The sequence below is a fragment of the Nonomuraea deserti genome (genome assembly GCF_004348685.1).
GTDB classification, from domain to species: Bacteria; Actinomycetota; Actinomycetes; order Streptosporangiales; family Streptosporangiaceae; genus Nonomuraea; species Nonomuraea deserti.
In genome coordinates, this window is the sequence record NZ_SMKO01000112.1 from 1 (window position 1) to 22,957 (window position 22,957).

17 protein-coding genes and 1 pseudogene are annotated in these 22,957 nt (G+C 70.4%); 4 read left to right on the forward strand and 14 right to left on the reverse strand.

Annotated elements, in window-relative coordinates; all coding sequences use genetic code 11:
• Positions 1–127: pseudogene (locus E1292_RS54205) on the reverse strand (inositol-3-phosphate synthase); the annotation flags it as partial.
• Positions 128–355: 228 nt separating this feature from the next.
• Here E1292_RS54205 and E1292_RS31605 point away from each other — a divergent pair.
• The 4 genes from E1292_RS31605 (at position 356) to E1292_RS31620 (ending at position 6,776) form a co-directional block, all read left to right on the forward strand.
• Positions 356–2,281 carry an ABC transporter ATP-binding protein gene (locus tag E1292_RS31605; RefSeq protein ID WP_132599517.1) on the forward strand — a complete coding sequence of 642 codons (1,926 nt, stop codon included), beginning with the start codon at positions 356–358 and terminating at the stop codon, positions 2,279–2,281.
• The gene (locus tag E1292_RS31610; RefSeq protein ID WP_132599519.1) at positions 2,278–4,062 is read left to right on the forward strand and encodes an ABC transporter ATP-binding protein; all 1,785 of its coding nucleotides are present in this window, start codon (positions 2,278–2,280) and stop codon (positions 4,060–4,062) included. Before E1292_RS31605 ends, E1292_RS31610 begins: the two co-directional genes overlap by 4 nt.
• Positions 4,063–4,284: 222 nt before the next feature.
• Complete coding sequence (locus E1292_RS31615; RefSeq protein WP_165974838.1) at positions 4,285–5,451, forward strand: glycosyltransferase family 4 protein; 1,167 nt, start codon at positions 4,285–4,287, stop codon at positions 5,449–5,451.
• A 110-nt stretch (positions 5,452–5,561) separates the two neighbouring features.
• Positions 5,562–6,776, forward strand: a complete 1,215-nt coding sequence (locus tag E1292_RS31620; RefSeq protein ID WP_132599523.1) for a hypothetical protein — start codon at positions 5,562–5,564, stop codon at positions 6,774–6,776.
• On the opposite strand, the gene E1292_RS31625 is transcribed toward E1292_RS31620, so the two are convergent.
• From E1292_RS31625 to E1292_RS31685, 13 genes are all read right to left on the reverse strand, one after another.
• Positions 6,716–7,843, reverse strand: a complete 1,128-nt coding sequence (locus E1292_RS31625; RefSeq protein ID WP_132599525.1) for a Gfo/Idh/MocA family protein — start codon at positions 7,841–7,843, stop codon at positions 6,716–6,718. The genes E1292_RS31620 and E1292_RS31625 overlap by 61 nt on opposite strands.
• A gap of 4 nt (positions 7,844–7,847) precedes the next feature.
• Positions 7,848–8,723, reverse strand: a complete 876-nt coding sequence (locus E1292_RS31630) for a fructosamine kinase family protein (RefSeq protein WP_220447150.1) — start codon at positions 8,721–8,723, stop codon at positions 7,848–7,850.
• A 22-nt stretch (positions 8,724–8,745) separates the two neighbouring features.
• Positions 8,746–9,549, reverse strand: coding sequence for a hypothetical protein (locus tag E1292_RS31635; protein WP_132599529.1), 804 nt, complete (start codon positions 9,547–9,549; stop codon positions 8,746–8,748).
• Between the two features lies 1 nt (position 9,550).
• Entirely contained in the window at positions 9,551–10,846 is a 1,296-nt protein-coding gene (locus E1292_RS31640) for a DegT/DnrJ/EryC1/StrS family aminotransferase (RefSeq protein ID WP_165974839.1), read from the reverse strand.
• Positions 10,843–11,751 carry an NAD-dependent epimerase/dehydratase family protein gene (locus tag E1292_RS31645; protein ID WP_132599533.1) on the reverse strand — a complete coding sequence of 303 codons (909 nt, stop codon included), beginning with the start codon at positions 11,749–11,751 and terminating at the stop codon, positions 10,843–10,845. Before E1292_RS31645 ends, E1292_RS31640 begins: the two co-directional genes overlap by 4 nt.
• On the reverse strand, positions 11,748–12,677 hold the full coding sequence (locus E1292_RS31650; RefSeq protein WP_165974840.1) for a histidinol-phosphatase: 930 nt from the start codon (positions 12,675–12,677) through the stop codon (positions 11,748–11,750). Before E1292_RS31650 ends, E1292_RS31645 begins: the two co-directional genes overlap by 4 nt.
• A gap of 16 nt (positions 12,678–12,693) precedes the next feature.
• A complete protein-coding gene (locus E1292_RS31655; RefSeq protein ID WP_132599537.1) occupies positions 12,694–12,948 on the reverse strand; it encodes a hypothetical protein in 255 nt (84 codons plus the stop codon).
• Between the two features lie 113 nt (positions 12,949–13,061).
• A complete protein-coding gene (locus tag E1292_RS31660) occupies positions 13,062–13,883 on the reverse strand; it encodes an MTAP family purine nucleoside phosphorylase (RefSeq protein WP_132599539.1) in 822 nt (273 codons plus the stop codon).
• Between the two features lie 307 nt (positions 13,884–14,190).
• Entirely contained in the window at positions 14,191–14,784 is a 594-nt protein-coding gene (locus tag E1292_RS31665; protein ID WP_165974841.1) for a helix-turn-helix transcriptional regulator, read from the reverse strand.
• Between the two features lie 338 nt (positions 14,785–15,122).
• The gene (locus E1292_RS31670; protein ID WP_165974842.1) at positions 15,123–18,584 is read right to left on the reverse strand and encodes a protein kinase domain-containing protein; all 3,462 of its coding nucleotides are present in this window, start codon (positions 18,582–18,584) and stop codon (positions 15,123–15,125) included.
• A gap of 124 nt (positions 18,585–18,708) precedes the next feature.
• Positions 18,709–19,179 (reverse strand): hypothetical protein, encoded by a 471-nt coding sequence (locus E1292_RS31675; RefSeq protein WP_132599545.1) that lies wholly within the window; start codon positions 19,177–19,179, stop codon positions 18,709–18,711.
• A gap of 186 nt (positions 19,180–19,365) precedes the next feature.
• Complete coding sequence (locus tag E1292_RS52940; protein WP_220447151.1) at positions 19,366–19,770, reverse strand: hypothetical protein; 405 nt, start codon at positions 19,768–19,770, stop codon at positions 19,366–19,368.
• A gap of 63 nt (positions 19,771–19,833) precedes the next feature.
• A complete protein-coding gene (locus E1292_RS31685; protein ID WP_132599547.1) occupies positions 19,834–22,944 on the reverse strand; it encodes an AfsR/SARP family transcriptional regulator in 3,111 nt (1,036 codons plus the stop codon).
• Positions 22,945–22,957 lie beyond the last annotated feature (13 nt).

Genomic DNA, 22,957 nt, shown 5'->3' on the forward strand with positions numbered 1-22,957 from the left:
CGAACTTCACGTGCATCAGGCCCGGGACCCGTACGTCCGGGTCGGCGTCCTTGTAGTAGTGAACGCCCTGGACCAGCGACGACGCGCAGTTGCCGACACCGACAATGGCCACGCGAACCGAACCCATGCGGTTCCTCCCATCAATGAGCCGGAATGGCCACCATCCAAGTGCAGCGCAAAGGAGAATCGCCACACGGGTGTCGGGTATCCGACATTTCCCACCTTCGGCGTTCGCCGATCGGGTATCCCATAAATTGCGCGGGGTGTGAAATGCACACCGCTGCCCGAGCAAAAAACCAGGCGGCCGACGGGCCGGGACCCACTACTTCCCGTTCTCCGGAAAGGACGAGAGCACATGGGGCGGTCGTCGCACGGCTTGTCGACTTCGTGCGCGGCCGGCGGCATCTTCCCCGCCGCCCGTGCCATCGCCGCCGCGCACTGGCGGATCGCGCGGCTGCTTCCCCGGGCGGGATGGGCCGCGGTGCTGGCGACGGCCTCGTGCGCCGTGCTGCTCGGTGTCCTGCCGGTGGTCTTCGTCCTGGCCGGCAGCCTGTTGCTGGGCGAGGTGGCGCAGGCGCGGGTGGATCCGGCCCGATGGCCGTCGGTGGTCGCCGGCTTCCTGCTGGCGTCCGCCGCGTTCACCGTACAGCAGGCTCTCGCACCGGCGCAGAACGCGCTGTCGGAGCTCGTCGCCCGCCGGATCGACGGCGAGGCGTTCGACCGGCTGATCGCCGCGTCCCTGCACAGCCGGGGGATCGGTCCGCTGGAGGACCAGCGGTTGCTGGAGCACCTGAGCATGGCCGGGTACGAGCTGGAACAAGGGGTGCACACCCCTGGCCGGGCGGCCGCGGGGCTGCTGCACCTGGCCGGCCGTAACGTGCAGCTGGCCGGATTCGCCATCGTCATCGGCGTGGGCTACTCGTGGGTGGCCGCCACAGGGGTGCTGGTCACCGTCCTGGCCTTCCGGCACGCCATGCTGAGCGGGCTGCGCTCGTTCACCGGCACACTGCTGGCCCAGGCGGCCCTGCGGCGCGAGAGCCGGTACCTGCGCGAGCTGGCCCTGCGGGCCACCGCAGCCAAGGAGATCCGGGTGTTCGGCCTGCTGGCATGGTTGCGGGATCGCCACCGCCGGGCGTACCTCGCCTGGCTGGGGCCTGTGTGGCGGGAGCGGCGCCGATCGCTGCTCTGGCCGTATCTGCGCTACACCCTGGTGGGCCTGCTCGTCACCGCGGCGGTGATGGCCTCGGCGGCCGTGGCCGCTGCCCGGGGGCTGACCGTGGCGACCCTGGTGCTGATCGTCCAGGCGGTGCTCACCGGGCTGCGCCTCGGCGCATTCTCCCCCGAGGCCGACATGCAGACGATCGGCGGGGCGCGCACCCATGAGGCGGTGCGGGCCTACGAGCGAGGGGCCGCCGCGTACGACGTCAACGAACGGACGGATCCGCCGGACCGGATCGCTGACCCGCCCGCTCCGCGGGAGGACATCCGTTTCTCCGAGGTGTCCTTCCGGTACCGGGGCAGTGAGCGGCCGGTCTTCCGGGACCTGAACCTGCGCATCCGCGCGGGGAAGTGCACCGCGATCGTCGGGTTGAACGGCGCGGGGAAGACCACGCTGGTCAAGCTGCTCACCCGGCTGTACGAACCGGACGGAGGCGTGATCACGGTAGACGGCGTCGACATCCGGCGCTTCCCCGTGGAGGCCTGGCGAGCCCGGATCTCGGTCGTCTTCCAGGACTACATCCGGTACGAGGCCACCGCCGCCGAGAACATCGCTTTCGGCTCCGTACGCCACGCCCACGCCCGCGAAGCCGTACGCGACGCCGCCGGGCAGGCCGGCATTCTCGGCACGCTCGATGCGCTGCCTGGCGGGCTCGACACCCCGCTCACCCCGCACATCGTCGACGGCACCGATCTGTCCGGCGGGCAGTGGCAACGGGTGGCGCTGGCCCGCGCGCTCTTCGGCCTGCGGCATGGCGGCGGCGTGCTGGTGCTCGACGAGCCGACAGCGAGCCTCGACGTGCGCGCCGAGGCACGTTTCTTCGACGAGTTCGTCCGGCTCACCAGCGGCGCGACGACCGTCATGATCTCGCACCGGTTCTCCACGGTCCGCCGCGCCGATCACATCGTGGTGCTGGAGAACGGCCGGGTGGGCGAGGAGGGCTCCCACCGGGAGCTGCTCCGCCGGGGCGGCCGGTACGCCGATCTCTTCCGGCTGCAGGCGGCTCGGTACACCGACGGTCCCGCCCGCCGGCCGTTCGGCGGTTCGGGGGTGCCGACGTGAGGGATCTGCCGATGGCCGCGATCCGGTTGCTCGGCCTGTCGTGGCGGCAGAGCCGCAGCAGAACCGCCACGGCGACGGGATTGATGCTGGTCGGCGGTGCCGCCATGCCGCTCGCCGCGGCCTGCCTGCGCCGGCTGATCGACTCGGCACAACACGGCCGGGTCACCGAGGCGGTGGTCGCGGGCCTGCTGATCGCGGTGCTGCTCGTCGCGGCTCTCACCTTGGCGCACTTCGCCCATCTCGCGTACTTCGAACTCGCCGAGCTGAATCTGCTGCGTTACGACGAAGAGCTGATCACTCTGGTCAACGGGTCCCCCGGCTTACAGGCACACGAGGACCCCGCGCACGCTGACCGGTTCACCATCGTGGAGCAGGAGGTCCAGCAGACCCGCAACGCGCTGCAGGCCCTGCTGTCCCTGGCCGGGCTGGCCACGGGCATGGCGCTCACCACCGTCCTGCTGGTGGCGCTGCATCCGCTGCTCCTCCTGCTGCCCCTGGTATCGATACCGCCGCTGCTGGCGGGCCGCCGTGCCGAGCAGAGGATGGACCGCGCACGCAAGGCCGGCGCGGCGCCGACCCGGCTCGCCCTGAACCTGTTCCGCCTCGCCACGAACGCCGGCTCGGCCAAGGAACTGAGCGTTCTCCGGTTGGGCGGCGAGATACGGCGACGCCACGCGCTGCTGTGGGACGGTACGACCGCCCGCCTGTGGCAGGCACACTGGCGCGGTGCCCTGCTGCGGGCCGCCGGTCAACTGGTGTTCGCCGCCGGATACGTCGCGGCGGTGGTGGTGATGGTCCGCGAGACCGTCGCCGGACGGAGCACGGTCGGCGACATGGCTCTGGTCGTCACGCTGGCCGCCCAGGTGAACAGCCAGGTGGCGCAGGTCGTCGCGCTGGCGCCCGACGTCCAGCGGCTCTCCGGGGTGGACCGGCGGCTGGCCGAACTGCGTCAGGCGATCGCTCCCGCCCCGGAGAGGCCCGGCGGGTTCTCCCCCGCTCCCCCGCCGCGACGGCTGACGCGCGGGATCACCCTGCGTGGAGTGTCCCTCGCCTACCAGGGCGCCCTGGTGTTACGCGAGGTGGATCTCCATCTCCCTGCCTCCGCCACGGTCGCCGTCGTCGGCGAGAACGGCGCGGGGAAGACCAGCCTCATCAAGGTGTTGTGCGGGCTCTACCCGCCCGCCGAAGGGCAGATCCTCGTTGACGGCACCCCTCTGGATCGCATCGCGCTGGAGGCGTGGCGCACCCGGATAGCCGTCGGGTTCCAGGACTTCGCCCGGTACGAGTTCACCGCCCACCAGACGGTCGGAGTGGGTGATCTGCCCCGTATGGACTCCGAAGAGGCGGTGCTGGCCGCGCTCGACCGCGCCCGCGCCGGCGACGTGATCCCCCAACTTCCCGGCGGGTTGGGCACCCGGCTCGGCAAGAGCCACGCCGACGGCGTCGAGCTCTCCGGCGGCCAGTGGCAGAAGCTCGCCCTGGGGCGCGCCCTCATGCGCGAACGCCCCTTGCTGCGGATCCTCGACGAGCCCACCTCGGCGTTGGACCCCGAAGCCGAGCACGCCCTGTTCGAGTGCTACGCGGCTCAGGCGGCGCGCACCGCCGCCGACGGCGGGATCACCCTGCTGGTCTCGCACCGGTTCTCCACCGTGCGGATGGCCGATCTCATCGTCGTGGTCTCCGGCGGGCGCATCGTCGAAAGCGGCGACCACGCCGCCCTCATCCGCGAGGGCGGTCTGTACGCGGAGCTGTACGGCATGCAGGCACGGGCCTACCGGTGAGCGTGCGGCGCAACCGCCTGGGAGGAACGGGGTGGGCGCGTCCTCGCCCGACGATTGTCGGCGTCCGGGGCGTGCGGCGGCATGTCACGTAAACCAGGGACTGCCCGGGCCGATCCGTCCGCCTTATAGGTAGAGACACAACGTCCTGCGAGCCATCCGGTGGTCGCGGCTGTCGCGGAGGACCGTCCCGGCGGAACAACAGTGATGAGGTGGACCGGCTTCGTGAATGTCCTGATGGTGTCCCCGCTCTACCATCCGTACGTCGGGGGAGCCGAAACGCACACGAGGTCTCTGGCCGAAGGGCTCGCGCGCCTGGGGCACGGCGTGGGGGTGATCACCGACCGTGGATACGCCGATCAGGCGCCCTTCGAGATCCACAACAAGGTGATGATCGCTCGCACGACGGCGTTCGGTCTCCAGGACCCGGCGTCCCGGGAGGTCGTTCGCTGGGAGGTCGGCTTGTTCGAGTTGCTCGACGACGTCGGGCGGTGTCTGGAGCGCCTTCGCGCGCACGGCCATGGGGATGCCGACGTCGTGCACGCCCAGGGGCAGGGCGCGTACCTGATCGGTGCGGTGCTCGCCAGAGAGCTGTCGGTGCCGCTGCTGGTGACCTCGCACGAGACGCTGCCCTTCGACGACAGGCTCGGCAGATCCCGGTCCCAGGTCCTGCACACGTTCCCGGAGATCGCCAAGGTGATCGTCGGCAGCGAGTTCTTCCTGCGCCAGGCGCTGGCCTCGGGAGTCGAGCGCAGGAGGATCAGCTTCGTCCCCTACGGGCTCGACGTCGAACCTCAGGAACCAGCTGCCCCGCGCCTTACCGACGCTCCCCTCCAGATCGTCTCGGTGGGCAGGTTCAAGCCGAGGAAGAACCAGTTGGCCCTGGTCGATGCCGTGCGGAGGTTGCGCGAGGAAGGTCTGGACGTGCGATGTGCCCTGGTCGGGCGGTATGACGCGTCCTCGAAGGACTACTACGACACGGTCGTGAACGCGATAGCGGAAGCGGAGCTCGACGACCACGTCACGGTGCTGCCGGACGTCGACGACGCGGGCCGCAGGAGCATCGTCGCGCGCAGCCATCTCGTGGTTCAGCCGGCCGAGTACGAAGGGTTCGGCCTCGCGGCACTGGAGGCGATACTCGCCGGACGCGTCACCGTCGCCGCGCCGAACGAGGGCTTCCGGGAGATCTTCGGCCGCCACTCGCCGCTCCTGGCCTCCGACGCGACGGGGGCCGGCCTGGCAGCGAAAATCCGCGACGTGCTGTCGGATCAGGCGGCGTACGCGGCCGAGTCGGCCCGGCTGCGCGAGATCGTCCGGTGCCACAACAGCGTCGACAACTGCGCCAGGCACACCGCGATCCTCTACGAGGAGCTGACGGCTCGCCGAGGCTGACCGTTCCTGCCCCGGCCTGGCGTGTGACGGCTGCCCGCCGTCGTGCCGGCCGCACCTCGGCGCAGGCGGGAGATCGTGTCCATGCACCACCGAGTCCGCGAGGGTTGAACATGAACGGGAAAGCCAGGTCCGGTACGAGAGCCGAGCACGACGGCATCCGCCTGTCAGTGGTCGTCATGACACACCGGGACCGCCTTCCGCTGGCCGAGCGGCTCGCCGGCGCGTGTCCCGAGCTCGGCATGAGGATCGTGCTCGATCCGCGACCGGACGGCCCTCCCGGCTCCTTTCGTACCGCGCGGGCCGCCTGGTCGGCTGTCCTGCCGGCCGCCACACATCATCTGGTGCTCCAGGACGACGTCGAGCTGTGCCGTGGCTTCTCCTCCGCGCTGCACAGCGTGATCTCCGCCCGTCCGCGCGACGCCATCAGCCTCTTCACCGAATGGGGATCGCGAACCTCCCACGGACTGCGGATCGCCGCGCTTACAGGTCGCGCCTGGGCGCAGGTGACCGACACCTACGTGCCTTCCCAGGGGCTCGTCCTCCCCGCCGGGGTGGCACGGTCGGCGGACGCGCACCTGGCCCGCGCGGAAGCCGAGGGCGAGCCCGACGACATGGCGCTGCTCACCTATCTCGACAGGGCCGGGATCGAGTGTCACGCGTGCGTTCCCAATCTGCTCGAGCATCAGGACGTGCCCAGCCTGGTGGGCAACAACGAGATGGGGGTGCGCTCCTCGGTCTGCTATTTCGCCGACGGGCCCGACGCCGCGGAACTGTCCCTTTTCGCCCAGGGCGATTCGATGAGCGACATCGACTTCATCCCCTACTTCTCCTGGACGGAGGGCAGCGCACACTTCTGTGTCCGCGCCCCCGAGGGAGCCGCGGAGTGGCACCGGGTGCCGGCCCTGCGCGTGTTCGCGGCGCGGGGGGTGCACCGCGATCGCCTCGCCGAGGCTTTCGGCGAGACGATGGCGGGCCTGGAGGCCGAGGAGCTGCTTCGCGAGCGCATCAGCCCCATCCTTCTCCACCAGCTGTGGCTGACCGGAGTGGCACACGGCCTGCGCATCGCCGAGCTGACAGGGACGACGACGATCTCGCCCAATTCCAGAGCCGCCCGACGTGCGGTCGGGACGATGGGCGCGGGCGCCTTGCGCAGGTTCGTTCCGCCGCAGCACATGCCCGGGCTCGAACAGGCGCTCGACGCGTTGACGAGGCACGCCCTGCAGTTCGGCGGCGCGCTCACCTCGTCATGCGGTCCGGCACCCGGCTACTCCTCCATCGCCCACGGCATCGGCTCTATCGGATCGAGCCCGATCCCGGCGAACTGACGCTCTCCGCCGTCCATCATGGCGAACATCACCTCCAGCGCGTGCAACGCGTGCCGGGCCGGCAGCCGGGACGGACGTCCCTCGGCCGCGGCATGCGCGACCTCCGCGACGCCGCGCGAGAAGTCCATGACATGGGAACCACGGTAACGATGGGCGAACTCGCACTCCCGCACCAGCGGATACGGTGCGGGCTCCGACAGCCGGCGCCGCTCAGGAAGCACGTCACGGCGAAGGTGCACGGGGGAGCCGAAATCCCACGCGTCCTGGATCGTCAGCGCGCCTTCGTCGCCGACCACGAGCAGCGAATGGTCGGCGGGCGCGACGATGCTGCACGTGAGGCGGGCGACCACGCCGCTGTCGAAATGCAGGCAACCGCTGACGAAGTCAGGAGCGGCCGCGTCGACCTGCGGCACGTTCCGCACGATGTTCGTCGCGAACGAGCTGACCCGTGTCACCTGGCCGAACATGGCGATGAGCAGGTTCAGGTAGTAGCCGGAGTGTTCGAGCACGCAGCCGGTGCTGAACTCACTGCGGTAGGGCCACGGCGCGCCGGACGGGCTGCGCCACGTCCGATAGCGCATCCGGTGGATCGCGCCGTCGTCCATGGACGCGTACACGAGTTGCGGCCGGCCGATCTCGCCTCGCCGCACGGCCCGCCAGACCGTCTGCGCCGTCTCTCCGAGCAGGTTGCAGGGCGCCGCGCTCAGCACGAGCTCGCGCTCCTCCGACAGCCGGACCAGCTCGGCTCCTTCCGCAGCGGTCATGGCGAGCGGCTTCTCCGAGTAGACGTGCTTGCCGGCCAGCATCGCGGCCCTGCTGACGTCGAAGTGACTCTCCGGGCTCGTGAGGTTCACCACGACCTTGATGTCCTCCTCCGCCAGCAACTCCTCGACGCACGTGTAGAGAGGCAACCCGTGGTGGGAGCTGAAGACCTTCGCGCGTTCCACGTCGCGGTCGAACACCCCGCCGATGGACAGCTCGGGGTGGTTCGCCATCGTGGTCACGTAGTAGTCGGCGGCGAACCCGCACCCGATCAATGCCACCTTCGTGGCGGTCTGCGTGGACATCGGGTCAACCCTTCCTCGTGTTGCGGCTGAAAGGCGCGACGATCTTTCTGATCTCCGCGACCGCGCCCCAGTCGTCGTCTCCGTGGGCGACGACGCTCAGGAGCTCGCGCAGGTGCAGCACCGGCATGCGGTCGCGCCAACCGTCGGCCAGTCCGGCCTCCTCGGCGTACACGGTGAAGAACCGCTGCGATTCGGGCGGGCGCGGCGAGCACCAGAGCATGCTGAGATCGGACTCCGGCCAGGTGTAGGACACTGCCGGATCGATCAGGACGGGGTTTCCGTGCGGATCGGCGAGAATGTTCTCCCGCCACAGGTCGCCGTGGTTGAGCGACGGCGGTTGCGGCGGGATCAGCTCCGGCAGCGCGGCGCAAAGACGCTCGATCGCCCGGCGGTCGTCACGGTCGAAGGCGCTCTCCGCCAACGGCTCGGGAAGCCAGCGGAGGATGCGCCGCTGGGCGAAGAACGCATGCCCGTCCATATCCCAGGCGTTCTCCTGACGCATCCTGCCCAGCCAGCCGTCGCGGTGCCAGCCGAACCGGGTGCCTACCGTCGAGCGATGCAGCCCGGCCACCGTACGCGCGAGCTGTTCCCAGAACGGCTCGCCATCGCGTCGGGGGTGCATCGGTTCGAGCACGAGAAGGTGCGGGGTGACCTTGACGACTGCGGGAGTGGGAACCCCGCCGAGTTCCCCGAGCGCCCGCAGGCCCTCCGACTCCACCTGGAAGACGTCGGATCCGTCGCCCCGCAACGTTTTGGCGAATATCCGGGCACCGTCCCGCAGCTTCGCCATTCCCGCCACGGCGACCACTCCGCCCGCCGCGACCTCCAGCGAATCGACGTCGAATCCGGCTTCGCGCAACCTTCCGGAGAGCAGCTTCATGTCGCCTGTGGAACCCATTCGATCAGGTCTCTCTCTGAAGGTGCCGCGGATGGGCGATCGGCTTTCTTCCGGTGAGTCCGAGCACGGGATCGGCAGCGCCGATCTCCTCCAGGACGCGCAGGGCGGAGCACACGTCGGGGTCCGGCGAGCGGCCGGTCAACGCCTGCCGCACCGCCGCCCGCACGGCGGGTGGTATCCCACGTCGAGCCGCCGCCCTCTCGAAGAGCGGAACCTGTAACTCCGGCTGAGGATTGCAGCAGTCCCATGCGCCCAGCAGGGCGCGTACCAGCAAGGACAGGCGCTCGCGTCCCGCCGGGCGGCCGTTCGCCCCGCCCAGCTCCTGCACCGCATGAGCCGCCGTGAACAGCGGCCACAACTCGATGTGCGCCTCTTCCAGTTCCTGCGCGAACAATGGCGATCCGGGCTGGAGATCGCGTTGACCATGCAGGGCGTGCATGGCCCTGGCGATCTCAGGCGACACGGGCGGCAACGGCCCGCCCGGGTGGGTGAGCAGGCTCCTGAGCGGCTCCTCCCAGGCGCGCAACTGCCACGTGGGCATGACCAGGACGGACAGCCGGACCGGGCGGTGGATCAGGCCCTGGGAGTCGATGGCCGGCTCGGTCATCTCCTCCGCCCGCTCGGCGAGGGCCACCAGCTCCACCGGCCCGTCGGCGCGGCCCAGGTCGTCGGCGAGCCCTCCGCCGTAGAACACGCGCGTGCCGCCGAAGCTCGGGCGTAACGACTCGACCAGGGCGTAGGCGTCGAGGTGCCATTGGGAGACGAGGAGATCGAGCGGCAGGAACCCGCCATCGGGAGAGAGGTCCATATCAGAGCTCTGCGCGGGACGCGATCCTCGGCAGGTGCCGAGCGACCTTCTCGAACGCCTCGCAGTAGCGGTCCACCCAGTGCTCCTCGTCGGAGAAGGTGAAGGTCGGCAGGCTGAGCGAGGTACGCCACAACTCCTCGGCCACCGGGAAGTCGCCGCGTTTGTACTCCGGCATCCGGATCGGCGGAGCCGCGCGGCGGAGCGGCACGCTGCCGTCGGTGAAGAACGGCAGCAGATGCAGCGGCCGCGAGCCGGGCGGATGCACGTCGAGCCCTTCGCAGGCCAGCGCTCTGGCCACCTGCTCCGCTCCGGCCTCCAGCCATTGGCCTGACAGCCGGAGCTTGAACCCGTAGTACGCCCCCCGATCGCAGCCGGGCCGCGTGGCAGGCGGTATGAGCCCCGGGATGGAGGCCAGGCCGGCGGCGAGCCTGCCGAGCAGCCGGGCGCGGTCGGCGATGCGCGTCTCCATGGCCAGGGAGCTCTCCATCGCCAGGGCGGCGGCGAACGGATGCATACGGTAGTTCAGCCCGAAGCCCGTGCCGGAATAGCGGCCGAGCGAGCTTTCGATGTCCTGCTCGCATCGCACGCGGAAGTGACCGAGCAGGCACGCGCGTTCGTGTGTCTCCTGGTCCTTCGACGCCAGCAGGCCGCCCTGGCCCGCGTACACGATCTTCGCGCCCTGGAAGCTGAAGGCCGCCGCGTCGCCGAACGTGCCGACCTCGTCCCCGTGGTAGGAGGCGCCGTGCGCGTGGGAGCAGTCCTCCACCACCCACAGACCGTGCCGGCGGGCCAGCTCCAAGATCGGCGTCATGTCACAGGGATGGCCCCAGAGGTGGGTCACGACGATCCCGGCCGTCCGCGGGGTGATCGCGGCGGCGACCGCGGCGGGGTCGATGTTCCCCGTGTCGGGTTCCGCGTCGCAGAGGACCGGTGTCGCCCCGAGCTGGACCAACGGCATGACCGTCGCCAGGAAGGTGTTGGTGGGGCAGAGCACCTCGTCGCCTGGCGCCGTGCCCAGCGCGAAGAACGCGGAGTGCAAGGCCGCCGTGCCGGAGGACGTGCCCAGGACGCGCCGCCCCTGTAACCGGCCGGACCAGAAATCCTCCAGGTCGGTCAACACCCCTTCTCGGCCGTAGTAGGAGGTCTCCCCCTTCTCCAGCAAGGACAGCACCGCCGCCTTGTCGGCGTCCGACAGCCGGGGCCAGGTGAAACGGTGCGGTGGTGCTATGACGGGCTCTCCGCCGAAGACCGCCAGTTCCTCTGCCGTCTTCGGCTTGTCCGGGTGCAACGGGTTCACCTCACGCTCCTCATCTCGGCACGCCACTTCGTGGCCAGCGTGGCCAGACTCCTGCGCGGCCTGTATCGGGTCATGGACTGCAATTTGCTGGAATCAACCGATCGTCCGACCCGCGGCGGCAACGACCACCCCCGCCGGGCGACCTCGTCGACGAACCCGGGCAGATGCTGCTTGAGGACTCCCCTGCAGTCCTTGCCCAACGCGAGCCTCGCCTCAGTGGGCAGTGGCAGATCGCTGGCCACGCAGTAGACGCCGCAGGGCAGCCGGGCCGCCTCGCAGACGGCGACGAACGCGTCGGCCGCGTCCTCCAGATCGAGCCCGGTGGACAGTTTCCGCAGCTGGTAAGAGCTCTCGTCCTCGCGGTAGAAGCGTCCCAGACGCAGGGACACGCCTTCCGCCGCCGAGCCCACGGTGGAGGCCATGATCGATTCGGCCGCGAGCTTCGCCGTGGCGTACGGGTTGTCCGGCATGGGAGCCCGCTGCTCGTCCAGGATCATGGCGTGCTCGCCGGGCAGGCTGCCGGGGCCGTACAGTGCGGTGGTGCTGGCCAGCACCACCCGCTCGACCCCTACCGCCATGGACGCGGCGCACACCTGCCAGGTCCCCTCCACGTTCGAGCGCCAGATGTCGGGAATCCGCATGCCCTGCCGTAGGTGCAGTCCGTGCAGTCCCGCGAGATGCAGGACCACCCGGCTCCCCTCCAGGGCACGGCGCAGCACGCTCTGCGCTCGCGTGGACAGCAGGTCCAACTCGACCATCCGGACGCCGAGCGACAGTCCGTGCAACCACGCAGGAAAGGAGGTGTCGATCAGTGTCACCGCGTACCCGGCCGCACTCAGTCTTCTGCCCAGTTCGCCGCCCAGGCGGCCACCGCCTCCTGTGATCGCTACTCCGGAGCGGTTCATACGCCGTCGTCCCGTTCCAGCGGCCAGCGCTCGGCCTCGTACGGGTCGGGCAGCGCGACGACCTCCCGCACGCCGCCCGTCCTGAAGGCGACCCGGTGGCGGTATCCGGCGTCCCACACATACTGGACGAGCTCCCTGTACCGGTACGCCGCTTGGTCCGGGTAGTGGGCGTCACTCGCCAGGGTGATCGGCACGCCGGCCGCGTGGGCCATGCGCAGCAGGGACGGCGCCGGATACGGCTCCGCGACCTCGTAGCGCAGTCCGGCGCTGGACACCTCCATCGCGATCTCGTTCCGGCTCGCCGCCCGGACGAGCCGCTCATAGAGGTCGAGGGGTTCCTCCACGCATCGATGCCCGAACTTCTTGACGACATCGGGATGCGCCAGCACGTTCACCGAACGTGACTCCGCCAGTTCGGTGACCAGCCCGAAGTAGTCCTCGTATGCTCGCCGGACGCCTCGCCGCTCGAACTCGTGAGCGACCGCCGGGTGATCGACCGACCAGGCGCCGATCCAGTGGACCGACCCGATGAGGAAGTCGAAGGGATATCGCCGCAGCGCCTCGCCGATCACGTCCTGATATGCCGGGAGGAAGTCGACCTCCAGCCCCAGCAGCACCGGCAGGCCACGCTCGCGGGCGGCGGTCACCGCGCTCACGTAACGATCGAGACGGAGGTTGAGATCGTCGTAGTAGTACTGCCGCGAGTGCGCCACCAGATCCCCGGACTCGCCGGTCTCCCAGAAGTTCGCTATGGCCGGCTCGAAGTCGGCGAACCGGTGCAGGTGCTCGGTGAAACCCACCTCGGTGGCGCCGCGGGCGAGCGCCTGCTCAACGTACGCCTCGACGTGCTCTTTGGGATAAACCCCGGGAGGTGGGCTCTCCGGCCGAGGTATGTGCGGATGAAGATGGACGTGGTAATCCCCCAAGGCAACCCCAATCGGGTCAGCTACCGAACCGGATCTCGTATCGGGACAAGGTCTGTAGGAGCTCTCGCTCGGCGTCGATGCCGGCCGCCGCGGCGAAGCTCAGGACGGCGAAGAGCACGTCCCCGTACTCCGCGCGGACGTCGGCGGGCAGCTGGTCGTGCGGCCCGGCAGGCGCGTCCAACCGGTAGTCGTGATGTTTCAGGTAGGCGCCTGCCAGCTCGCCCAGTTCGGCGCAGGCGTCCAGCAGGGCGGCACCGGCGGGAACCTGCATTCCATGCCGCTCCCTGAGAGCCCGCACCGCGGCTTGCAGAGCGTTGAGAGTGGTCGACGACGGAGGACCGGCAGCAGCCGATGACATGGGACGCCTTCCGGGAGGATGGTGGCTCACGCGGTCGCGGAGGAGACGGCCGATCGGCAGCCGCAGGAGGGATCGTCGGCGAGGCCGGGCGCGAGCACCTTCAGGGCATGGCGGATGCGGTCGAGCCCGCGGCCGAACTCCGCGGTGACCGCGTGATGCGACACGGGCTCGGTGGCCGAGTCACCGACGCAAGCGTCGTGGTCGGTGACGTAGCAGAGGCTGAGATAACACATCTGCAGCTCACGCGCCAGCACGACCTCCGGGTAGATGGTCATGTTCACCACATCCCAGCCCTGCTTCGAGAACCAGGTGCTCTCCGCCCGGGAGGAGAACCTCGGGCCCTGGATCACCACCACCGTTCCGTCGGGGTGGACCCGCTCCCGCAGCTCGACCAGCCTCCCGTGGGCCGTGCGGCGCATTCGCTCGCAGAACGGATCGGCCGCGCTGATATAGACGACCTCACCGTCGCCGGAGAAGGTGTCGGGCCGTCCCCAGGTGCGGTCGACGAACTGATCCACGAGGACCATGTCCCCACGCCTGAGGGGCGTTCTCAGGCTGCCGACGGCGTTGACCGCCACCACCTGGCGCGCGCCCAGGGCGTGCAGCGCCCAGAGGTTCGCGCGGAAGGGAATCTCCGCGGGCAGGAGCGTGTGGTCGACGCCGTGACGCGGGAGGAAGGCGACTCGCCTGCCGCCGAGCTCGCCGACCTGGATGGTCGCGCTGGGGAAACCGTACGGGGTTTCCTGGCGGACCTCCTCCGCGTTCTCGAGTAGCTGGTAAAGGCCGGTCCCGCCAATGACGGCCAGGCTCACGTTCATCAGGTTGGCGCTGGAACCTCGTTCCGCCATCGGTCCGGTTCTCCTCTGCGTACGACGTGCCGCGCTCACGACGTCTGGCCCGAGCCGTGCGGGGCGCTCCGTCCGAGCGCCAGCCGGCTCGGCGCCGCCCACAGGTCCTCCCAAGCCGTCGTGCGTGACGTTACAACTCACAGGCCATAGTCGATGGTCGCCGTCGGCAGGACATGTCACGTAAACAGGTGACTGGCCGCGCCGCGGCGGTGCGCCGTGAGGTGACCGGCCTCGACGGCAGGGGATCGGACATCGGCTTCGCTTCCGGCCGACGGCGCTCGGAGGGGCCCGGGCTTCGGGACGGACGTCATTCGCCAGCCACCACCTGACCGAGCAGCGCAGCCTTGGTGAGCTCGGCCTTGTTTCCCGCGCCGAGCTTGGTACGGATGCGTTTCACATAGGTGTCGACGGTGTGCTGGCTGATCCCCAGCCGGGTGGCGATCTGGCCGTGGGTCAGGCCTTGCGAGATCTGGCGCAGTACCTGCTTCTCACGCTCGGACAACGGCGGACTCGTCGCGGTGGAAAGGGCCGCGGGCGTGCCGCCCTCGTCATGGGGGACGGTGCCCGCCACCGCTTGGTGTATCGCATCGATGAAGACCTCCTTGGACGCTGATCTGCTGATGAACAGGCTCACTCCCGCGTCGGTGAACGACGCGTGGTCCAGCGCCTCCCCCGACTGCATCACGATGATCGGCATATGCCTGGCGAGCGCCGCGATGTGGGAGAGCACCTGTCCGGAGGGCAGGGCATCGGGGTCGAGGAGATACGCGTCCGCCGGCCGGGGCATGCGGGTGGTGGGCGAGGTGCCCGCGTCGAGAACCTTGATGCCCGCGTCGGAGAGGACCTCGACGAGACCGGCCAGGAAGATCGGTGAGGTATCCAGAATTCCAACTCTGATCATTGAACCCCCGTCGAGCGAACCGTCGTCGGTGCCTCCGGGCATTTCCCGGCAGGGAAGTGGTGTTGAAAGAGGGTTGCCGGCCGAAGAGACGTTTTTACTATTTGCGGGGCGGGAGTCTGCCGGAGGGCTCATCACACCCGGCGCGTCAAAGCATGGCCGACAGGGCTCTCGGCCCGGGCGCCCGCGCCCGTAGAAGGGCGACACGCAATTGAGGAACCTTTCTGGTGGGCCGAGAACGAGTTCGGCCTTCGGCGTTCCATCGAATTGAAGCAACCCTCGGTATGTTTTCGGTATGCACCTGGCCGAATGCGAGTGCACCACCCGTCAGCGGATCCGGCTCAGGACGGGACGCACACCGTCTGGAATGGCTCGCCGGGCAGGTACTGCTCCCATTCCTGGGCGCTGAGCGTACGTCCGGCGCGAGCGCAGGCGGCGGCCACCAGGTCCGCGGGTTCGGCCACGCCCCACACCCGGAACGTGTCGTCATCGTTCACCGTGGCCAGCACGCCGTCGCCGAACTCCACCTGGGAGACCCTGCTGCGGCCGGGAAGAGCGGCGCCGACCTGTTCGTGCGTGGCCACGTCCCACAGCCGGACGCTCTTGTCGTCGCTCGCGGTGGCGAGGGTGGCGCCGTCGGCGCTGAAGGCCACCGCGGTGATCACGCCGGAGTGCCCGCCCATGTCCCGGCCGAGCTGCTTGCGGGAGGCCAGGTCGATCAGCCGCGTTCCCGCGGTGCCGGCCACGGCCAGGGTCCTGACGTCCGGGGAGAAGGCGACGCCTCTCGCCCTGCTGATGGGCGGGCCGACCTTGACCTGGGTGGACAACTCCCACAGCTGGGCGTTCTCCCCGATGTCCACCACGGTCAGGTATCTGCTGTCGGGGCTGATGACCAGCTGACTGATGTGCTCGGTGTGGACGATCCGGCCGATCCGGCGATGGGTGCGCCCGTCGAAGAGCCACACCTCGGGCTTCGCACCGGTCCGCGGGTCCGGTGCGAGCGCGATGGCCAGGACCCGCCCGTCCGGGCTGTAGGCCCCCGGCCCGATGACGTGCCGGGGGGTTCCCACCGAGCTCACCTGGCGTCGGCCGGCGACGTCCCACCAGGTCAGCTCGGACTCCAGCCCGATCGCCAGCGTGCCACCGTCGGGGCTCGCCACCACGGTGTTGATGTCGTGCCCCGGCTTGATGGTGAAGATGGGCGTTCGTGAGCCGAGGTCCCAGAGCCTGACCTGCCGCGCGTCGGAGGTCAGGATGCTCCGCCCGTCCCTGCCGAACGTCGCGGCGCGCGCGGTGGTGCCCGCCGTGGGCAGGTGGGGTCCCAGCTGCCGGTGGGTGAACGGGCTCCACAGCCACAGCCCGTCGATGCCGCCGGTGGCCAGCAGTTTCCCGTCAGGGCTGAAAGCCACGCTGTGCAGGGCGATCGTGTGACTGGCGAGTTCGGGACCGAGCTCCTGGCGCGTGGCCACATCCCAGAGCCGGGCCCGTCCGCCGTCGCTCGTGGCCGCCAGGACTGCGCCGTCCGGGCTGAAGGCCACGCGGATGCCGGCGATCTGCCTGTTCATGAGCGGCTCGCCGATCGGCCGCCACGTGGCGACGTTCCACAGGCGCAACGCGTGGCTACCGGTGACCAGCAGCTTCCCGTCAGGGCTGAAGGCGACGTGGCTGGTGCCGGCGGGGGACATGTGCGCTTCGAGCGAGGCGACCTGCCTGCGCGAGGCGACCTCCCAGACCCGGGCCTCGATGTCGCGGGAGGAGTGGGTCGCCAGGAGCTTGCCGTCCGGGCTGAAGGCGATGGCGCCGGCTCCGGGGAGCGCGTCACCGACCTGTTCGCGCGTGGCCACGTCCCACAACCGCACCCTGTCGCCGCCCGTGGCCAGGAGCTTGCCGTCCGGGCTGAACGCGACGGTCTCGCCGCCCCGGAGCGGCTCCCCGACCTGCTCGCGCGTGGCGACGTCCCAGATCCGCACATCCTCGGCCGCCGCCGCGACGAGCCGGCCGTCGCCGCTGAACGCCACCTCGGTGACCATCTGCCTCTGGCCCGCCAGGGAGCCGGTCGGGCGGTGTGTGACAGGGTCCCGGAGTGTCACCACGCCCTCGTCCCCGTTGGTCGCGAGGATTCTGCCGTCAGGGCTGAAGGCCAGCGCGACCGCCGGGCCGGGCCGGGTGAAGACGGCGGGCTCGGCGAGCGCGTTACGGAGGCTGTGGCGGGCCTCCTTGGTCGGCGCCAGCCGCCAGGCCGTGACCGCCAGCAGGTGACCGACCGTCGGCTCGGTGCCGACGAGCCGGACGCTCTGCGTCGCCAGTTGCCTGGACAACGCCTGCCGCTTCTGCGCCTCCGCCCGCTGCCGCTCGCTGTTGGCTTCGCTCGCGGCGTACACGGCCGAGGCCGCGCCGGCGAGAGCGACGACGAGCAACGTGACAAGCGTGACCATCGCGCCTCGCCGTACCCTCCTGGACCGGACCAGCGCCCGGCGGCTGGAGTCGAGGAAGTCACGCTCCAGCCTGGTGAGCGTCATATGGCGGCGCTCGGAGTCGGCCCAGCTCTCGACAGCCTGCAGCCGGCTGCCGCGCAGCAGGTCGCCGTCGCCGCGACCGCTGTCGTCCCAGTGGCGGGCGGCCTGGCCGAGCTGCGCGACGACCGCCAGGCCCGCCTTCTCCTCGCTGACCCAACCGCGCAGGCGAGGCCACGCGCGCAGGACTGCGGGGCGTGTCAGGACCATCTGGCCGTCACGCTCGGAAAGCACGTAGGAGAACGCCCCGAGGATCTCCTTCAGGTCCTGCCCGCCGTAATCCAGCTCGGCCACGGGCACCGGGCGGGTGATCTCCACGTCGTACTCGTCCAGGGTGAGCAGCCGTAGGAACACTCCGGGCACCAGTCGCCGCTGCGCCTCCGGGAGCGCGGCGTAGGCCTCCTCCGCGATCGTCCCCAGCCCCGGGTCCCGGCCCTCGTCCGAGGCGATCTGCCGCGCCCGCTCGCTGCCCGCGCGCAACAGCCCGGCCGCCTCGCCGTTCCCGCTGACCAGGGCGAGCAGCAACTCCCGGGCCGTCGGCCGCGACTCCGGCTCCTTGGCCAGCGCCGCCGCCACCAGCGGGCGCAGCACGGGCGGCAGCCCGCCCACGTCGGGTACGGCCGACAGGACCCGGTGGATCACCGCGGCGGCGTTGTCCCCGGCGAAGGCGTCCCTTCCCTGCGCGGCGAAGAGCACCACGGCGCCCCACGCGAACACGTCGCCCGGCGCGCCCACCCGCCGCCCGCTGAACGACTCGGGCGCCATGTAGGCAGGCGTGCCGGCGATGAGCCCGGTGGACGTCAGCGACATCTCCTCGGTACGCGCGATGCCGAAGTCGATCACGCGTGGGCCGTCCGGACCGAGCAGGACGTTGTCGGGCTTCAGGTCGCGGTGGATCACCCCCGCCTCGTGAACGGCGGCCAGCGCGGTAGCGATCGCCGTGGCCAGCCGGTGCAGGTCATCCCCCGCGAACGATCGCCCATCCCGTACGGCTGCGCGCAGGCTGGGCCCGCTGACGTACTCGCTGACGATGTACGGCCGCGGGCCCGCCAGGTCGGCGTCCAGGACCCGAGCCGTGCAGAACGAGGCCACCCTCCGCGCGGCCTCGACCTCCCGGGCGAACCGGTCGAGCTGCGGACGGCCGCCGTCCGCGTGCAGGCGCTTGAGCGCCACCCGGGCGCCCGCACCGTCGTAAGCCTCGTAAACGACGCCCTGGCCCCCCTGCCCCAGGCGGCCGGCCAGCCAGTAGCCGCCGATCGTGTGCGGGTCCTCGCCCAGCAGCGCGCTCATGATCGATGGGACGCGCGCACGCGGCGGATGGTTCGCCCACCGGCCGACCCGGGCCGGCCCGGCCACGGTCGACCGTGGCCGGGCCGGCGGTTGACGACGTCTCGCCTCATTGCGCCGGCGGGTTTCAGTAGTCGGTGACCGAGATCTTCACGCGGACGGAGCCGTCGTTGTCGCCCAGGCAGCCGTTGGCGTCGTTGACGCGCAACTGGAGGAAGCCTGCCTCACGCGCCTGGATCAGGGCCCTGCTGCCGACCCTGTAGTAGTCACCGTTGATCCTCGCGATCATCGAGCCGTGCGGGTGCCTGCTGAGGATCTTGCACCGCTGGTAGATCCTGCGGTCGATGTGCCTGGCGTAGCCGGCCGAGGACACGTAGGGGAACTCGCGGTAGTCGACCGTCCAGCGGCCGCCGGCGTAGCGGATCCGCACCATGTCACCGGGTTCGACGTAGACGCCCGCGTGCTGCCAGCCCTTCTCGGCGCTGATCCACTTGCTTTTACCGTAGTGCGACGTCGCCGAGGCAGGCGAGGCGCCGGCGAGGACGCAGCCGGCGGCGGTGAGCGTGGCAAGGAATAGGGTGGCCAGCTTCGATCGCATCTGTGAATGCCTTTCCGGGTCTATTTTTTATGTTCGTCGTACATGTGGGTTAGAGAGCGACCGGGGGAGGAAGGTTCGGGGCGTTATGAATTTTTTTCGGACGCTCAACCGCACGTCCACGAGTCGGCTGGACGCCGGATGACGTACGCCGGACGTGAACGAATGCTGAGCCGCGCTCATAAACGTTCACGGGCCGGAGCCGGGATTGGCCCGCCCGGACGAAGCCCCGTCTCCCGCGAAAGGGATCGAAAGCCGAATTGAAGTGCCCGTAAGGCAGCTTCGCCCAATGATTTTCCCTGCCCGGGTGATGAGCTGGGAACACATGTCACGGGTTCCTGCCTCGCCGTTTCTCAACCTGCTCGGCGTCGCGCCCGGCGGCCGGCGCGCTCGCGAGCGCGGCGGGCATGGTGAGGTGCCAACGGCGCCTGGGTCGCCGAGGTTGACGACCGTGCGGTTGTGGAAGAAGTCGTCTTCGCGCAACGTGGTGATGCTGCCGGACGGCACCCGGAAACTGACGTGGCCGACCGCCTCGATCGGCATCTTGATCCAGGACGCCACGACGAATGTCAGGGAGCCGCCGTGCGTCACCACGATCTGGTGTTCACACGGGCGCCGCAAGATCTCTCTTCCACGACGGCGATCTCGATCTCATCATCACGGATCCGCCGGCCACGATGCCGGGCCGTCCCGATCACGGCCTGACCGCCCCGCACGCGCGAGCCGGGCGTCCACCGTTCTCACGCCGTTCTCGTGCGCGATCCCGCGGAACAGTGCGCGCGCCTCTTCCCACACGGCCCTGGCCGTGCGGTGGTCGCCGGCGGCGGCGTGGGCGTCGCCGAGGGTGCGGAGCGTCCGCGCCAGGTAGGGGATCGAGCCGCGGGTTCGCCAGACCCGGACCGAGCGTTCGAGGGTGGCGATGGCGGCGGGCGGGTCTCCTTCGGCCAGGTTCAGCTGTCCGAGGACGCTGAGCGCGTCGGCGAGATAATGGCCGAAGTTGCCGGCCTCGCTGTGGGCCAGCGTCAGTTCGACGGTCTCCCTGGCCCGCTCGTCGCCGACCGCGACGAACAGCTTCGAGAGGTAGAGCAGCGAGAACGTCTCCAGATAGCGGTAGTTCAACCGCCGTGCCATGTCCAGGGACCTCTCCAGCAGTTCCTGGCCACCCGTGATGTCACCGCAGAACGATTTGGCCGCGCCGAGGAACTGGGTGATCGTCGTGGTGTAGTGAGCGTTGCCGAGCGCCTCGGCGACCTTCGTCGCCTGCTCCAGGACCGCGAGCGCCGCCTGGGGGTCGTCCTCGCCGTGGATGATCGCCATCACGTGATAGGCCCGCGCCTGGCCGCCGAGGTAGCCGGCGTCGGCGGCCGTCCGCAGGGCGCGCTCCGCCAGGGCGAGCGCCTGCGCACCACCGTTCCCGTCGGCCGTCATGCTCCAGGCCAGGGTCGCCAAGGCGTCGGTCATTCCGACCGGATCGTCCAGCATGGTGAACAGGTCGAGGAGCTGCGAAGCGCCGGCCCGCATCCGTGTCATCGCCGGTCCGGGGCCCGCCGGGGAGCTCCAGGTGGTGACCTCCAGGAGGCCGCGCATCAGCACGGCCTCGCCGCGCTTGTCGCCGGTCTCACGGCAGAGCGCGAGTGCCTGCTCGTGCATGCGCTGCCAGCCGTCGTACAGGCCGCGCACGTTGAGGTACGTCTCGGTGGACCCCGCGAGGTCCCAGGCGAGCTGGGTCAGTCGTGCCTCGCACGCTTGGGCGACCCCCGCCATCAGCGCGGCGTGCTCCGCGCCGAACCAGGCCATCGGGTCGGCCAGCAGCGGGCCGGAGACCGCCGCGGGCAGCCGCCAGCGCGGCGCGCTGCTGTGCATGGGTGCGAAGCAGGGGCCCGGGACGTGCTCCGCCGCGACCTCCGCCAGCGCCAGCCACGCACCCAGGGCCCGCCCGAGCGCGGCCTGGCGCTCGGGTTCGGGCTCCTCGCGCTGCGCCCGCTCGCGCGCGTACAACCGGATCAGGTCGTGGAACCGGTACCTGAGCCTGCCCGTCTCGTCCGTCCCGGTGAGGTTCAGCAGGTGCGCGTCGACCAGGGTTTCGATCTCGCGTTCCGCCTGCCGCACCGGCACGTCGAGAAGGGCCGCCACCGCCCACGGGGCGAAGTCGGGCGCGTCGAGCAGCCCGGCCAGCCGGAAGGCCCGCTGCGCGCCCGCGGGAAGCGTACGGTAGCTCATCTCGAATCCCGCGCGGATGTCGAGGTCGCCCGCCACGAGTTCGTCCAGCCGGTGCCGTTCCTCCCCGAGGACGCCGGCGAGGTGGGACAGACTCCACTGCCTCCTGCCGAGGAGCCTGGCCGCCGAGATGCGGACCGCCAGCGGGATCCGGCCGCACAGCCGGGTGATCTCCAGCGCCGCGTCCGGGTCGTCCTGGACGCGTTCGTCGCCGACGATCCTTCTCAGCAGGTCCATGGCCTGGGCCGACGGCAGGACGTCGAGCTCCAGCAGGCTCGCGCCCTCGAGACCGACCAGCCGGACCCGTCCGGTGAGGAGCACGGCCGTGCCGGGGGCCCCGGGCAGCAGCGGCCGTACCTGCTCCTCCCCTGCGACGTTGTCCAGCAGGATGAGGATCCTCCGTCCGGCCAGGCAGCTCCGGAAGAACGCCACGCGTTCCTCCAGGGATTCGGGGATGCGGGTGGCGCTGACGCCCAGCGCGAACAGGAACCGGCTGAGCACGTCCTCAGGGCGGGCAGGGTCGGAGGCGCCGCGCAGGTCCGCATAGAGCTGGCCGTCGGGAAAGCGACCCGCGATCCGGTGCGCGACGTGCACGGCGAGCGTGGTCTTGCCCAGACCCCCCATACCCGCGATGCTGGCCATGGCCACGGTGCCCGGCCGTGGCTTGGTGAGGACCTCGGTGAGGCCCGCCACCTCGCCGTCCCTGCCCGTGAACTCCGCGATGTCCGGCGGCAACTCGGCAGGGGTGGGGGCCGCTCGGAGCTCGGGCGCCAGGGAGCCCGTGATCGTCGCCACGGCGCGCGGAACGAGGTCGAGCGAGGGGTCCTCCGTGAGAATTCTCTGATGCATGTCGTGCAGCTCTTCGGCCGGGTCCAGACCGGTCTCCTCGATCAGGGTCTTGCGGGCACGCGTGTATTCGGCCAGCGCGTCCGCCCGCCGGCCACAGCGGTACAGCGCCAGCATCAGCTGCGCGCGCAGCCGCTCCCGCAGGGGGTATTCGCTGGTGAGCGCGGTCAGCTCGCCCAACAGCCCGGCGTGGCGTCCCAGTCTCAGGTCCGCGGCGATCCGCGACTGCAGGACCGACAGGCGGACCTCGTCCAGCCGCGCGGCCTCCGCGGCCAGCGTCGGGACGTCGGCCATGCCGGCGAACGCGGGCCCGCGCCAGAGCCCCAGCGCCTCGTGCAGGCGCTGGGTCGCTTCCTCCGGCTCGCCGGCGGCCTCCGCCGCCAGCCCTGAGCCCGCCAGGCTCTCGAATTTCGCCGCGTCCAGCTCGTCCCGGGCCACCGGCACCAGATAGCCGGACCCCTGCCGCACGACGCGAGCCGGGTCGCCCAGGTGCCGCCGGAGCCGGTGGACGTAGGTCTGCACGTTCTTGGTGGCGCTCTTCGGCGGGGTGTCCCCCCACAGTGCCACGGCCAGTTGATCTTCCGAGACAGGCTTACCCGCCTGGCACAGCAGGACGGCCAGCAGCACCCGCGCCTTGGGCGTGCCGAGATCGAGCGGCTCACCCTCACGCCACACCGCCAGTGGGCATAATATCCCGAACTTCATCGTGCTCCCTTGG